This window comes from Streptomyces gamaensis (genome assembly GCF_042656465.1).
Taxonomy (GTDB): Bacteria; Actinomycetota; Actinomycetes; order Streptomycetales; family Streptomycetaceae; genus Streptomyces; species Streptomyces gamaensis.
The window spans coordinates 264388-279306 of the sequence record NZ_JBHSPB010000007.1 but is presented as its reverse complement, the minus strand read 5'-3'; the positions used below and the strand labels follow the sequence as shown (position 1 = coordinate 279306).

At 71.2% G+C, this 14919-nt stretch carries 10 protein-coding genes; 4 read left to right on the top strand and 6 right to left on the bottom strand.

Features of this window, described 5'->3' with window-relative positions; genetic code table 11:
• Nucleotides 1-45: 45 nt before the first annotated feature.
• Nucleotides 46-1257 carry an acetate kinase gene (locus ACFP1Z_RS14170; protein WP_390316566.1) on the bottom strand — a complete coding sequence of 404 codons (1212 nt, stop codon included), beginning with the start codon at nucleotides 1255-1257 and terminating at the stop codon, nucleotides 46-48.
• A 74-nt stretch (nucleotides 1258-1331) separates the two neighbouring features.
• Entirely contained in the window at nucleotides 1332-3410 is a 2079-nt protein-coding gene (pta, locus tag ACFP1Z_RS14165; protein WP_390316565.1) for a phosphate acetyltransferase, read from the bottom strand.
• Nucleotides 3411-3711: 301 nt separating this feature from the next.
• On the opposite strand from pta, the gene ACFP1Z_RS14160 reads away from it, so the two are divergent.
• The gene (locus tag ACFP1Z_RS14160) at nucleotides 3712-4737 is read left to right on the top strand and encodes an ATP-dependent 6-phosphofructokinase (RefSeq protein ID WP_390316563.1); all 1026 of its coding nucleotides are present in this window, start codon (nucleotides 3712-3714) and stop codon (nucleotides 4735-4737) included.
• A 116-nt stretch (nucleotides 4738-4853) separates the two neighbouring features.
• Here ACFP1Z_RS14160 and ACFP1Z_RS14155 read toward each other — a convergent pair whose 3' ends face one another.
• From ACFP1Z_RS14155 to ACFP1Z_RS14140, 4 genes are all read right to left on the bottom strand, one after another.
• Nucleotides 4854-7385: an ABC transporter permease gene (locus ACFP1Z_RS14155; RefSeq protein WP_390316562.1), complete on the bottom strand. Its 2532-nt coding sequence runs from the start codon at nucleotides 7383-7385 to the stop codon at nucleotides 4854-4856.
• A gap of 45 nt (nucleotides 7386-7430) precedes the next feature.
• A complete protein-coding gene (locus ACFP1Z_RS14150) occupies nucleotides 7431-8231 on the bottom strand; it encodes an ABC transporter ATP-binding protein (RefSeq protein WP_390316560.1) in 801 nt (266 codons plus the stop codon).
• Between the two features lie 353 nt (nucleotides 8232-8584).
• Complete coding sequence (locus tag ACFP1Z_RS14145; RefSeq protein WP_390316559.1) at nucleotides 8585-9583, bottom strand: AraC family transcriptional regulator; 999 nt, start codon at nucleotides 9581-9583, stop codon at nucleotides 8585-8587.
• A gap of 315 nt (nucleotides 9584-9898) precedes the next feature.
• Nucleotides 9899-10747: a carbohydrate ABC transporter permease gene (locus ACFP1Z_RS14140; RefSeq protein WP_390316557.1), complete on the bottom strand. Its 849-nt coding sequence runs from the start codon at nucleotides 10745-10747 to the stop codon at nucleotides 9899-9901.
• A 156-nt stretch (nucleotides 10748-10903) separates the two neighbouring features.
• On the opposite strand from ACFP1Z_RS14140, the gene ACFP1Z_RS14135 reads away from it, so the two are divergent.
• The 3 genes from ACFP1Z_RS14135 to ACFP1Z_RS14125 all read left to right on the top strand — a co-directional run bounded on the left by ACFP1Z_RS14135 (nucleotide 10904) and on the right by ACFP1Z_RS14125 (nucleotide 14857).
• On the top strand, nucleotides 10904-12790 hold the full coding sequence (locus ACFP1Z_RS14135) for an amidohydrolase (protein ID WP_390316556.1): 1887 nt from the start codon (nucleotides 10904-10906) through the stop codon (nucleotides 12788-12790).
• Nucleotides 12791-12917: 127 nt separating this feature from the next.
• The gene (locus ACFP1Z_RS14130; protein WP_390316555.1) at nucleotides 12918-13886 is read left to right on the top strand and encodes an MBL fold metallo-hydrolase; all 969 of its coding nucleotides are present in this window, start codon (nucleotides 12918-12920) and stop codon (nucleotides 13884-13886) included.
• Nucleotides 13883-14857, top strand: a complete 975-nt coding sequence (locus tag ACFP1Z_RS14125; RefSeq protein WP_390316554.1) for a VOC family protein — start codon at nucleotides 13883-13885, stop codon at nucleotides 14855-14857. Before ACFP1Z_RS14130 ends, ACFP1Z_RS14125 begins: the two co-directional genes overlap by 4 nt.
• The last annotated feature ends 62 nt before the right edge of the window (nucleotides 14858-14919 follow it).

Below are 14919 nucleotides of genomic sequence, written 5' to 3'. Positions count from 1 at the left end.
AGCGGAATATTCGTGCTGTGGGAAAGACCGAGGCCTGACCGGTGATCAAGCGCTGACCAGGGCGTACGCCTGGGTGGCGATCTCCAGCTCCTCGTCGGTGGGGACGACGGCGACCGCGACCCGGGCGTACTCCGGGGAGATCAGCCGCGGCTCGCCGGAGCGCACCTCGTTCAGCGCGGCGTCCACGGCCAGGCCCAGCTCCTCCAGACCGGCCATCGCGGCCTCGCGCACCGGGGCGGCGTTCTCGCCCACACCGGCGGTGAAGGCCACCGCGTCGACCCTGCCGAGCACGGCGTAGTACGCGCCGATGTACTTCTTCAGCCGGTGCACATAGATGTCGAAGGCGAGGCGCGCCTGCTCGTCGCCCTCGTCGACGCGCCGGCGGATCTCGCGCATGTCGTTGTCGCCGCACAGACCGATCAGACCGCTCTTCTTGTTCAGCAGCGAGTCGATCTCGTCGACGGACATGCCCGCGTTGCGCGCCAGGTGGAAGATCACCGCCGGGTCCAGATCCCCGGAACGGGTGCCCATGACCAGGCCCTCCAGCGGGGTCAGACCCATGGAGGTGTCCACGCACCGACCGCCGCGCACGGCGGAGGCCGAGGCGCCGTTGCCCAGGTGCAGGACGATGACGTTGACCTCCTCGGGGGCCTTGCCCAGCAGCTTGGCGGTCTCGCGGGAGACATAGGCGTGCGAGGTGCCGTGGAAGCCGTAGCGGCGGATCATGTGCGCGTCGGCGGTCCCGGTGTCGATCGCGTAGCGGGCCGCGGACTCCGGCATCGTGGTGTGGAAGGCCGTGTCGAAGACGGCGACCTGCGGCAGGTCCGGGCGCAGCGCGCGGGCGGTGCGGATGCCGGTGATGTTCGCCGGGTTGTGCAGCGGCGCGACCGGGACCAGGCGCTCGATGTGCTCGACGACCTCGTCGGTGATCAGGGTCGGCGCGGTGAACTCACTGCCGCCGTGCACCACACGGTGGCCGATCGCGGCCAGCTCGGGGGAGTCCAGGCCCAGACCGTCGGCGGCCAGCTCCTCGGCGACGGCCTTCAGCGCGGCGTCGTGGTCGGCGATCGGGGCCTCCTTCTCGCGCTTGGCGCCGCCGGTCGCGAGCGGGGTGTGGGCGAGGCGGGAGGTCTGCTCACCGATGCGCTCGACCAGGCCCACCGCGAGGCGGGCACCGTCGGCCATGTCGAGCAGCTGGTACTTCACCGACGAGGAGCCGGAGTTGAGGACGAGGACGCGGGAGGGGTTGGCAGTCATGGAGCTTTCCGTGTGGGGGTCGGATGCGGGGCGGACGGTACGGGGCCGGTCCGGCCGGCCCCGTACCCGGCGGCTCAGGCGCGCTCGCCCTGCGCCTGGATCGCGGTGATGGCGACGGTGTTGACGATGTCCTGCACCAGCGCGCCGCGCGAGAGGTCGTTGACGGGCTTGCGCAGGCCCTGCAGGACCGGGCCGACCGCGACGGCGCCGGCCGAACGCTGCACGGCCTTGTAGGTGTTGTTGCCGGTGTTCAGGTCCGGGAAGATCAGCACGGTGGCCTTGCCCGCGACCTGCGAGCCCGGCAGCTTGGTCGCCGCGACCTTGGGGTCGACGGCGGCGTCGTACTGGATCGGACCCTCCACCAGCAGGTCGGGACGGCGCTCGCGCACCAGCTCGGTGGCCCGGCGGACCTTGTCGACGTCCGCGCCGGAACCGGAGGTACCGGTCGAGTACGACAGCATCGCGATCCGCGGCTCGACACCGAACTGGGCGGCGGTCGTGGCGGACTGGATGGCGATGTCCGCGAGCTGCTCGGCGTTGGGGTCCGGGTTGACGGCGCAGTCGCCGTAGACCAGCACTCGGTCGGCCAGGCACATGAAGAACACCGAGGAGACGATCTGCGCGCCCGGCGCCGTCTTGATGATCTCGAAGGCGGGGCGGATGGTCGCCGCGGTGGAGTGCACCGCACCGGAGACCATGCCGTCGGCCAGGCCCTCCTGGACCATCAGCGTGCCGAAGTAGGAGACATCGGCGACCACGTCGTGAGCGAGCTCGACGGTCATGCCCTTGTGGGCGCGGGCCTGGGCGTAGACCTCGGCGAAACGCTCCCGCAGCGGGGACGTCTGCGGGTCGATGACCTGCGCCTCGCCCAGGTCGATGCCCAGCTCGGCGGCGCGCTTGCGGACCGCCTCCTCCTCGCCCAGCAGCGTCAGGTCGCACACGTCGCGGCGCAGCAGCACATCGGCGGCGCGCAGCACGCGCTCCTCGGTGCCCTCGGGCAGCACCACCCGGCGGCGGCCGGAGCGGGAGCGCTCGATCAGCTCGTGCTCGAACATCATCGGGGTGACGCGGGCGGAGCGGGCCACGGAGATACGGTTCGTCAACTCCGTGGTGTCCACGTGCCGTTCGAAGAGACCGAGGGCCGTCTCCGCCTTGCGCGGCGAGAACGCGTCCAGCTTGCCCTCGATGGAGAACAGCTCGGCCGCGGTCGGGAAGGAGCCGCCCGGCACCGAGACCACCGGGGTGCCCGGGGCCAGCCGGTTCGCCAGCGCCAGGATGTCCGGGCCCGGCCGCTCGTCCAGGGTCAGCAGCACGCCCGCGATCGCGGGGGCCCCGGCGCTGTGCGCGGCGAGCGCGCCGACGACCAGGTCCACGCGGTCGCCGGGGGTCACCACCAGGCAGCCGTTGGTCAGCGCGGGCAGGAAGGTCGGCAGCATGGCGCCGCCGAAGACGAAGTCGCGGGCGTCGCGGGCCAGCCCCGCGTCGTCGCCCAGCAGCACCTCGGCGCCCAGCTTGCGGACGATCTGCGCCACGGTCGGCGCCGACAGCGAACCGTCCTCGGGCAGCGCGTAGCAGGGCACCGGCAGGGAGGAGTCCAGCTGGGCCGCGACCTCCTCGCGGTCCTCGGGGGCGACCCGGTTGACGATCACGGCGACCACGTCGCAGCCCAGCGCCTGGTAGGCACGGAAGGCGTTGCGGGCCTCGGCCGGCACCGACTCGGCGGGCTGGTTCCGGCCGCCGGTGACGGGGATGACGAAGGCGCCGAACTCGTTGGCCAGCCGGGCGTTGAGGGCCAGTTCGTCGGGGAGGCTGGTCTCGGCGAAGTCGGTGCCGAGCACCAGCACGTAGTCGTAGGCGCGGGCCACCGCCAGATAGCGCTCGACCAGCAGCGAGACCAGCTCGTCCGTGCCCTTCTCCGCCTGCAGGGCGGAGGCCTCGCCGTAGGTCAGTCCGTAGACCGATTCGGGGGACTGGGTCAGCCGGTAGCGGGAGCGCAGCAGGTCGAAGAGCCGGTCGGGTCCGCTGTCGTGCACGAGCGGGCGGAAGACGCCGACCCGGTCGACCTGGCGGGTGAGGAGCTCCATGACTCCCAGCTCGATGACCTGGCGTCCGTCGCCCCGGTCGGTACCGGTCACGTACACGCTGCGCGTCACGCGTGCTCTCCTTGATCCATCGCCTGTGTGGTGGGCCGTGTTCCGGCCGCGGTTCTGCGAGCCAAAAAATACCCGTTATGGTGGGCTTGCCCTCTTGACAATACCTGCGCCCCTGGATAAGGCGCGCGCCAGGCTGTATTCACGCTGCATCCAGGCTGTCTTCCCTCGGGGTGCCACCGGGGTTTCCCCGGCCGTCATAGGGTGACCGGCAGGACAGTCCGGCCCGTGAAACAATCGGTTCGGCTCACATGTACGATCCCCCGCCCGGCCGGGGGTCCCAGAGCAGGAGACACAGCACACGATGCGCATCGGAGTCCTCACCGCGGGCGGCGACTGCCCCGGCCTGAACGCTGTCATCCGCTCGGTGGTGCACCGGGCACTCGTGGAACACGGCGACGAGGTCATCGGCTTCGAGGACGGCTTCAAGGGCCTGCTCGACGGCCGCTTCCGCAAGCTCGACCTGGACGCGGTCAGCGGCATCCTGGCCCGCGGCGGCACCATCCTCGGCTCCGCCCGCCTGGAGCGCGCCCGGCTGCGCGAGGCCTGCGAGAGCGCCAAGGACTTCTCCCGCGAATACGGCATCGACGTGCTCATCCCCATCGGCGGCGAGGGCACGCTCACCGCGGCCCGGATGCTCTCCGACGCCGGGCTGCCCGTGGTCGGCGTCCCCAAGACGATCGACAACGACATCTCCTCCACCGACCGCACCTTCGGCTTCGACACGGCCGTCGGCGTCGCCACCGAGGCCATCGACCGGCTGAAGACGACCGCCGAGTCGCACCAGCGCGTCATGGTCGTCGAGGTCATGGGCCGGCACGCGGGCTGGATCGCGCTGGAGTCCGGCATGGCCGGCGGCGCCCACGGCATCTGCCTGCCCGAGCGCGCCTTCGACCCGGCCGACCTCGTCACCATGGTCGAGGAGCGCTTCGCGCGCGGCAAGAAGTTCGCGGTCGTCTGCGTCGCCGAGGGCGCCCACCCCAAGGACGGCACGATGGACTACAAGAAGGGCGCCATAGACCAGTTCGGCCACGAGCGCTTCGCCGGCATCGGCACCAAGCTCGCCACCGAGCTGGAGCGGCGCCTGGGCAAGGAGGCCCGCCCGGTCATCCTCGGCCACGTCCAGCGCGGCGGCACCCCCACCGCCTACGACCGGGTCCTCGCGACCCGCTTCGGCTGGCACGCCGTCGAGGCCGCCCACCGCGGCGACTTCGGCAAGATGACCGCGCTGCGTGGCACCGACATCACCATGGTCCCGCTCGCCGAGGCCGTCACCGAGCTCAAGCGGGTGCCGGAGGACCGGATGGACGAGGCCGAGTCGGTCTTCTGAGCCCTCCGAACGGGTAACTGCCTTCCACGAGGCAGCACATACGACGGCCGGTGCGCGGCCCGGGGCGAACCCGGGCCGCGCACCGCTGTGTTGTGTGCGGCAGGCGGTGCGTACCGCTACTGGGCCCCGATCGACTCCAGCACATTCAGCCGTGCCGCCCGCCGGGCCGGCCAGACCGCCGCGAGCACGCCCACGGCCAGGGCCAGCAGCAGGAACAGTCCGATCCGCGCCCACGGCACGACCGTCGCGTAGGCGGGGTAGGACGAGCGCAGCAGGTGTCCGCCCGCCCAGGCGAGGAAGATGCCGACGCCGATGCCCAGGACCGCGCCGAACATCGCGATCATCACGGACTCCAGGCGCACCATCTGCTTGACGCCCTGCCGGGCCAGGCCGATCGCCCGCAGCATGCCGATCTCGCGGGTCCGCTCGAAGACGGACATCGCCAGGGTGTTGACGACTCCGAGGACCGCGATGACCACGGCCAGACCGAGCAGCCCGTACACCATGTTCAGGATGGAGCCGCTGGTGCCGGCACCCTCGCGGCGCAGGTCCCCCTCGCTCTGCACCTTGATGATCGGGTTGCCGCCCATGGCCTCCTTGACCTTGGCGGGCAGTCCGGCGGCCGCGCCGGGAGCGGCCTTGACCCACACCTCGTCGTCACGCACCCGTTCCAGGTGCGGATCGACCAGCTCGGGCGCGGCCAGGGTGTCGGCGGTGACGATGCCGTTCTTGGCGTAGACGGCGACGACCTTGGGGCTTGCCTTCTTGCCGTCGTAGAACTCCATCGGCAGCGTCGAACCGGGCTTCAGACCGTGCTGTTGGGCGTAGGCCTCGGTGACGGCGATCGCGGCGGTGCCCCGGAGGTCGGCGAGCGAGCCGGCGGTGACCTTGAGGTCGGTGACCTTGCCGAGCCGGGCCAGGTCCGTGGCCATGACGCCGCCGGGTATCTCCTTCGACTGGAAGCCCGCCATCCGCAGGGGCACGGCGGCCTCGACGCCCGGCAGTTCGCCGAGCTTGCGGGCCACGTCGGGGTGCAGGCCCAGGTAACTGGTGGAGCCCACACGGTAGTCGGCCGTCATGTCCTTGCGGCCCTTGCGCTCCATCTCCCGGTCCATGGAGGCCCCGGCCACGGTCAGCCCGGTGATCAGCGTGAGGCCGATCATCAGCGCCGAGGCGGTCGCGGCGGTGCGGCGCGGATTGCGCAGCGCGTTCTCCTGGGCGAGCTTGCCGTTCACCCCGGCAAGTCGGCGGGTGGCCCGGCCGAAGAGCCGGACGAACGGGCGGGACAGCAGCGGAGCCAGCACGATGATGCCGGTGAGCGTCAGCGCGGAGCCCGCCATGGCGGCCGTGAGGCCACCCGAGTCCCGCAGTGTCGTCACATACAGCATGACCGCGATGCCCAGCGATGTCAGGGCGGCGCCGAGGGAGTTGCGCAGCACCAGGCTCTTGGGGGTCGGCGCCGCCTCGACGGTGGCCATGGCCTCGACGGGGGCGATCCGGGCCGCCTTGCGGGAGGGCAGCCACGCGGCCAGCACGGTCACGCCCACGCCGACCGCGAGCGCGGCGAGCACCGCTGTCGGCTCGATCACCAGCGGGCCTTCCGGCAGATCGGTCCCGGCCCCGGCCAGGGCCGCGCGCATGCCCACCGCGACGCCCAGGCCCAGCACGAAGCCCGCCGCCGAGGCGATCATTCCCAGCAGCCCGGCCTCGGCCAGCACCGAGCGCACCACCTGACGGCGCGAGGCCCCCACCGCGCGCAGCAGCGCGATCTCACGGCTGCGCTGCGCGATGAGCATGGTGAAGGTGTTGGCGATGACGAAGATGCCGACGAACAGCGAGATACCGGCGAAGACCAGGAAGGTGTTGCGGATCGAGCTGGTCTGGTGCTCGATGAGCCTCGTCTCCAGGGCGGCCAGCTGCTTGCCGCTCCGCGCTTCCAGGCCCTTGGGCAGGGCGGCCCGCACCTTGGCGGCGAGCGCCTCCTGGTCGGCGCCCTTGGCCGCCGAGACGACCAGCTCGCCGAACTCGCCCTTCTTGCCGAAGAGTTCCTGCGCGGTCGCGGTGTCGAACAGGGCGAGGCTGCCGCCCGCGCCGACGCGCGGGTCGCGGGTGGTGACGATGCCGGTGAGCTTCTTGCTCATCACGGGCCCGTCGATGGCCAGCCGCACCGTGCCGCCGACCTTCGCGCCGGTCTTCGCGGCGGTCTTCTGATCGAGGGCGACCTCGTCGGCGGAGGCGGGGCCGCGCCCCTGGAGCAGCGGATAACGGCTGTCCTTGCCGTCCTTGCCCGGCACGTAGTTGACGCCCTGGCGGCCCCACTCGCTGCCCGCGGGGTTGTTGTCCTTGTCGGCCACCGTCACGGTGCCCTGCACGGAGGGGCGTACGGACGCCACGCCCGGCAGCGCGGCGATCCGCCCGGCGAGACGGTCGTCGATGGCGGAGCTCTCCCGGGGGTCCGGCCTGCCCGGGTTCACCTGGACGGCGACGTCGTCCAGGCTCTGGGCCATCTTGTTGTGGAAGGCCTTGCCGACGGAGTCGCTGAAGACGAGCGTGCCGGAGACGAAGGCGGTGCCGAGGAGGACCGCGAGCGCGGTCATCATCAGCCTGGTCTTGTGCGCGAGGAGATTGCGCAGGGCGGTGCGGAACATGTGGCTGGATCTGTCCTGAAGTCGGGGTGGTGGGGGACCGGTCCGTCAGCTCGTACGGCCCTTGGCGTCGAAAGCCTTCATACGGTCCAGGACCGCGTCCGCTGTGGGCCTGCGCATCTCGTCGACGATCCGGCCGTCCGCCAGGAACACCACGCGGTCCGCGTACGAGGCGGCGACCGGGTCGTGGGTGACCATCACGACCGTCTGCTCCATCGCCCGCACCGACTCGCGCAGGAAGCCCAGCAGTTCGGCGCCGGAGCGCGAGTCGAGGTTGCCGGTCGGCTCGTCCGCGAAGACGATCTCCGGCTTCGCGGTGAGCGCCCGGGCCACGGCCACTCGCTGCTGCTGGCCGCCGGAGAGCTGGCTCGGCCGGTGCGCGAGCCGCCCGGAGAGCCCGACCGTGCTCACCACCCGCTCCAGCCACTCCCGGTCGGGCCTGCGGCCGGCGATGTCCAGCGGCAGCGTGATGTTCTCCAGGGCCGTGAGCGTCGGCAGCAGGTTGAACGCCTGGAAGACGAAGCCGATCCGGTCCCGGCGCAGCTGCGTCAGCTGCTTGTCGCCCAGCGCGGCCAGCTCGACGTCACCGATGCGCGTGGAGCCGGAGGATATGGAGTCCAGCCCGGCCATGCAGTGCATGAGCGTGGACTTGCCGGAGCCCGACGGCCCCATGATCGCGGTGAACTCGCCCCGCCGGAACTCCACGGACACCCGGTCCAGGGCCGTCACCTGGGTCTCGCCCCGCCCGTAGACCTTGCTCAGCTCGGTGGCGCGGGCGGCGACGGCGACGGTGCCGGCGGGCGCGGGGGCGGCGGGCGAACCCGCGGAATGGGCAGCCGTGCGATACACGAGGGCTCCTCGGAAAAGGGTGGGGTGCGTGCGGTGCTCCGGTACGGGACCGGGGAGCGGAGCCCAGCGGGGTCGCCGTGCACGCGGACACGTGGGGGCCACGGTCCGACGGGGGATGAGCAGTTCGACGGGGTGAGCGCGCCACCGCTGGGATCAACGGTTCCATTCTCGGCGGCACGAAGGCACCGGCGCGTCAGCCGAACGACTGGAAAGCGGCGTCGCACTTTGGGTATGGAGCGGGACCGCGCCGTAGTCCTGGAGACGGATGCCGTCATCCCCGGGACGCATGGCTGCCGGTGATGGACCGTCGCGGTACCCGGCCCGGCGGCAGCCGCACCCGGCCCGCCGGCCGCTCAGTTCCGCAGCGTGCTGGACGGCGAGTGCCCGTACCGCTGCTGGTAATAGGCCGCGAAACGGCCGAGGTTGTTGAACCCCCAACGATAGGCGACCTGCGAGACGGTGACATCGCCGTCGCCGCGCGCGGCCGCCAGTTCCTCGTGCGCCCTCCCCAGCCGTACCTCGCGCAGATACCCCAGGGGCGTCGTCCCCAGGTGCCGGCGGAACGCCTCCTGCAGGGCCCGTGGGCTGACGCGGGCCGCCAGAGCGAGGTCCCGCAGTGTCAGCGGCTCGTCCGCCCGGGCCTCCGCGACCGCCATCGCCCGGCGCACCGCCGGGTGCGCCACCACGCCCGTACGCTGCGCGTCCACCCCGTCGGTGACCAGCCGGTGCGTCTGCATCAGCGTGGCGGCCGTCAGCTGGGTCAGCTGCGAGGCGATCAGCGGACTCGACCGCGCGACCCCCTCGCCCAGCACCTCGCGGTGGACGACGGCCGAGACCCCCGCCCAGCTGCGCGCAGCGGCCTTCGACAGCGTCCCGCCGAGGGAGAACCGGGCCCGGATCGGCCCGTCCAGCCCCAGCGCGTCCGCCGCCGCCTGCTCCACGGTCTCCCGCGCCAGCCGTACCGTCGTCATCCGGGCGCCGGGCGACCAGTGCACCCGGAAGGAACGGTACGGGTCGAGCACGTATGTCTCGCCCGGCCCCACGAAGCGCTCCTCGCGCCCCGGGGACATCACCTTCACACTGCCGCGTACCAGCTGGCACACCAGCAGGTACGAGTCCAGCGGCTGCGGCGCGACCAGGGTCTCGGCGCCGTACTGCAGCCCGGAGACCGTGATCCCGGGGAAGCCGCCCTCCGCGTACCACGCGGAGAACGCCCTGGGGTCGCCGAGCACGCTCAGGTCGTACGGGCTGTACGCGCTGCTGATGATCTCGCGGGTCTCGTCGAGATTGTTGCTGTGCACGAGCGTGCGCATGTTTCCGGGGGCGTTGGGTCCCACGCTGGGTTCGGTCATCGGGTGTCCTGAGGGAGTGTCCGCGTTCTCGGGCCGAGAGCCGCGTTCGGCGAGTAGCCGTTCGGGTCGCCCCGTTAGTACCGTCGTGGTTGTCCGCAGTCAAGGGCGGGGTCCGTCCCACGGTGCATTCGGGACAGTCGCTCCTCGGCCGGCCACGTCGGAGCCGCCGGCCCGGCCCGCGCCCGGCGGACGCGCGGCCCTGGATCCACGGGGGACATCCAGGGCCGCACCCGCAAGGGTGCCCCGCCGTCACGCGGCCCGACGACGGGGCGGTCCCCGATCCCCTCCGCAGCGCCCCTCCAAAGCGCCGTGCCGTCAGCCCTTCACCGCTCCCGCCAGCGCGAACCCTCCGCCCAGCCGCCGCGCGATGAGCGCGTACAGCAGCACCACCGGCGTCGAGTACAGGATCGAGAACGCGGCCAGTTGCCCGTAGGCGACCTGGCCGTAGTTCCCGAAGAACGTGAAAATGCTGACGGACGCCGGGAGTTGGTCCGGCGAGAGCAGCAGCATGAACGGCACGAAGAAGTTCCCCCACGCCATGATGAACGTATAGCTCGTCACCACCGCCAGACCCGGCCCCATCAGCGGCAGGATCACTCTCGTCAGCGCCTGGAACCGGCTCGCCCCGTCCGTCCAGGCCGCCTCCTCCAGGACGGCCGGAACCCCGTCCATGAAATTCTTCATCAGCCAGATGGCGAACGGCAGTTGCGCCGCCGCCAGGAACAGCGCGGTGCCGTGGACGGTGTCGATCAGGTCGACGCGGACGAACAGCCCGTAGACGGGGACCATGACCGCCGTGATCGGCAGACACGTGGTGAACAGGACCGTGAGCAGATACGGCCTGGCGAAGCGCGAGCGGAAGCGGGAGAGCGGGTACGCGGCGAGGGTCGCGCACACGACCGTCAGCACGGTCGCGCTTCCGCACAGCAGAAGGCTGTTGAGCATCGGCGTGAAAGCGATCTCGTCCGTCGCCACAGCGGAGAAGTTCTCCAGAGTGGGGTGCGAGGGCGTCTTGACGCTCAGTCCCGCTTCCGGGTCGACGGACGCGAGGAGCAGCCACACGAGCGGGGCGGCGAAGCCGGCGGCGACGGCGAGGAGAGCGGCGTCGGCGGCGAGACGGTGGAGGGCTCTGCGGGAGCGGGAGCGGGTGCGCAGGGTTCGCATGACTTGTGGATTCCCCGGACCGCCCGGGGGAGTGCTTCGGGTTGTGGGCTTCCGGGGCACCCACTAGGGTCGAAACGGTGTGAAAAGCCTGATTTGTCGTGATGTCGGTGGTGGTGAGCGCTCACGCGCCCTCCCAGGCCCTGGAGGCGGATGAGCATGACGTCCACCATGCCGGTAGGCGGCATCCGTCCCGGCCCCGGTGTCCCGGATCCCGCCGGACTCGTGGTGCGCAACGCCCGTATCCACACCGGTGATCCGCGCCTGCCTGCCGCCTCGGCGGTGGCCGTCCGCGACGGCGTGTTCGTCGCCGTGGGCGACGACGCGGACATCGCCGCGCACGTCGGCCCGGACACGACGGTCGTCGACGCACTGGGCCGCCGCGTGATCCCCGGCCTGATCGACTCCCATCTGCACGTCATCCGCGGCGGTCTGAACTACCTGCTGGAACTGCGCTGGGACGGCGTGACCTCGCTGCGGCAGGGACTGCGCATGCTGCGCGAGCAGGTGGAGCGCACCCCGAAGGGCCAGTGGGTGCGCGTCGTCGGCGGCTGGAGCAAGGACCAGTTCACCGAGAAACGCCTGCCCACCCCCGCCGAGCTGACGGCCGTCGCCCCCGACACCCCGGTGTTCGTCCTGCACCTGTACCAGGCCGCCGTACTCAACCGTGCTGCCGTCACGGCTGTCGGCCACACCCGCGACACCCCGGACCCGCCCGGCGGGCAGATCGTCCGCGACCACGCCGGGAACCCCACCGGGATGCTGCTCGCGGCCCCCGCCGCCGGTCTGCTGTACGCGACCCTCGCCCAGGGACCGTCCCTCAGCCCGCCCGAACAGGTCTCGTCCACACGGCACTTCCTGCGCGAACTCAACCGCTTCGGTCTGACCGGCGCGGTGGACGCGGCCGGGGGCTTCCAGAACTTCCCCGACAACTACGGCGTGATCATGGACCTGGCCCGCGCGGGCGAGCTGACGGTCCGCATCGCCTACCATCTCTTCCCTCAGACACCCGGCCAGGAGCTGCGGGACCTCGAACGCTGGACGGGCATGGTCTCCCCCGGCGACGGGGACGCGTGGCTGCGCTGCAACGGGGCCGGGGAGAACCTGGCATGGTCGCCCGCCGACTTCGAGAACTTCGCCGAACCCCGCCCGGAGCTCGAAGCCCGGGCCCAGGACGATCTGGAGGCCGCCGTACGGCTGTTGATGACCCACGGCTGGGGCTTCCGGCTGCACGCCACCTACGACGAGACCATCCAACAGGACCTCGACGTGTTCGACAAGCTCGCGGCCGAAGGGCTCTTCCCCCGCGGCACGAGCTGGTTCTTCGACCACGCCGAAACCGTCAGCGAGGCGAACCTGGACCGGATCAAGGCACTGGGCGGGGCGCTGTCGGTGCAGAACCGCATGATGTTCCAGGGACGGGCTTTCATCGACCGGTACGGGGCCGCACGCGCCCAGACCGCGCCGCCCGTACGCGCCATGCTGGACCGCGGGCTGACGGTGGCCGCCGGAACCGACGCCACCCGGGTCTCCAGCTACAACCCCTGGCTCTCGCTGGCCTGGCTCGTCGGCGGCTTCACCGTCGACGGCGGCCGGCTGAACCGGGCGGCGGACCGGGTGGACCGGGAGACGGCGCTGCGCATGTACACCCTCGCCGGCGCCGAACTGACCGGTGAGGCGGACGTGAAGGGCACCGTCGAGGTGGGCAAGTACGCCGATCTCGCCGTGCTGTCGGCCGACTACTTCGGCGTCGACGAGGCCGACATCGCCCGTATCGAGTCACTGCTGACCGTGGTCGGCGGACGCGTCGTGCACGGCACGGCCGAGTACGAGGGGCTGGCGGCCCCGCCGCCCCCGGTGCTCCCCGCCTGGAGCCCCGTGGCCCGGTTCGGCGGCTACCGGCGGGGGGATCCGGACGGTGTCGTCCAGGCCCGGCACCTCCTCGACGCGGTCGCGGAGTCCGAGGAACACCTCGCCTGGCGGCGCGGGCGCGGTGAGGCGGTTCCGGAGCCGCCACCGGCCGATCCGCTCGGCGGCTGTTTCTGACGGCTGTCCCGTCCGGAGGAGCAGAACTTGCCGGTGCGCGCGACGGGCGGCGAATACTGGGAGCGGTCGCCTGGTACCGCTCGGGGGATCGCCGGGGGAGCACCGGAACGCAGCGTGAGGAGCAGCCATGCCCGGCACCGACAAGGGAAACACCCCGTGGCCCGTTCCCATCTGGGACGCGGACACCGTCCGGCTGATGTCCCAGGATCTCGGCGAGGGAGTGTTCGCCGTCGTGGCCGACACAGCGGACGTCCAGACCACGGAGGGCGTTCCTCAGGCCACGTCCGGCGGTTTCGTCGTCGGCGGCGAAGCGGTCATGGTCATCGAGTCCATGATGACCCCGGGCCTGGCCCGGCAGGTCCTCGACCTGGTCGCGGCGACGACCGGCAAACCGATCCGCTATGTCGGAGTCACCTCCGACCACGGCGACCACTTCTTCGGCAACTACCTCATGCCGGAGGACGCCAGGATCATCCAGCACGAGAACGCCGCGCGCGGCATCGCCGAGACCGGCATCGAGCCGCGCAAGAAGGCACAGATGGGCTGGTTCGACGTCGGCAAGGGCATCGAGGAGGTCGAGTACCGGCCCGCCGATCTGCTGGTCGGCGAGGGCGGACGGCTCGTGGTGGACCTCGGCGGGCATGTCGTGGAAGTCCTCGACCTGGGGCAGGGCCAGACACCCGGCGACCTGTGGTACTGGGACCCGAAGGCGAAGGCCGCCTTCGCGGGCAATGCGTTCATCTGCGAACGCCCCGCCATTCCCTGGCTGTTGGACGGGGTCGCGGAAAAGCCCGCGCAGACCCTGCGGAAGATCCACGACTGGCTGCCGGACGACGCGAGGATCGTCCCCGGGCACGGGCGGGTGACGGACAAGAACGGCATGCTCTTCTTCATCGAGTACCTCGAAACGCTCGTCGCCCATACCCGGTCCGCGGTCGAGCAGGGCCTGACCCTCGACCAGACCAAGGCCGAGTTCCCGATGCCGGAGTTCGACGCCGGCTATCCGCTGTTCAACTGGCTCCACTTCGACGTCAACATCCCGTGCGCCTACAACGAGGCCGCTGCGGCCGCAGCTTCACGCAGGAGCGGCACATGAAGGCGGCGAGTGGCCGCCGCCGCGTCGCAGCCGTGCACGGGCCTGCCGCTCTGTGCGCGCTGTTGATGCTGACGTCGGCCTCCTGCACGACGGACGGGGGCGCGAAGGGAGCAGCGGCCGGAATGCCCGCGTCCGCACTGGGCAACAGCGCTCAGGACCTCGCGTTCGGACCGGCCTACAACACCACGCACGTCTATCTGGACGCGAAGGACGAACCGGCTCTGGTGAACAGCTGGAAGAAGACCTTCGACTCGCCCGGCGTCAACATCGGGCAGTACAGCAACATCACCCCCGCCGGACAGACGAGGGACACGGGTGGCGTCATGCCGTCCCCCTACGGCAATCTCTCGCTGCTCGCCCTGACCCCGCTCCCGTACCCGTTCGGCACCGATCAGGCGGGCTTCCGCGTGAAAGATGTCAAGGCGGCCGTCAAAGCCGCGACAGGGGCGGGCGCGAAGAACATCGTGCAGCCCTGGACGGAGGAGACGGGCCAGGAAACGCTGGTCCAGTTCCCCGGCGGCGTCGTGGTCCAGCTCTTCCAGAAAAGCGGCAAGTACGCTGCCGCGACGTACCCCGACCTGAAGTCCGTACCGACCGACAGGTACTACGTACCCCTGGACGCGGCGGACGACTTCGTGTCCGCCTACACGGGATTCACGGGTGGCAGGGTCACCTCGGACAACAAGTCCGCCGACGGCGCCGAAGTGGGCATGAAGGGCGGCACACTCCGCAAAGTGCTGATCGACGCCGGGAAGTTCGGCAAGGCCGAGGTCCTCGCGACCGACGGACATCTTCCGTACCCCTACGGGAGGGAACACAGCGGCTACGAGGTGATGGACCTCCCGGGGACGCTGGACAAGGCGACGGGGTCGGGGGCGAAAGTCGTCGTTCCGGCGTCGGCGCACGGCGGGAAGGCGGCGATCGTGCAGTTTCCGGGCGGGTATCTGGCGGAGGTTCACCAGAAGGGCTGAGGCGAAATGGTGTGCGCGCGTGGATCTGGTGCGGTGGGTGCCCAAAGGTCTCCCCTTGGCGA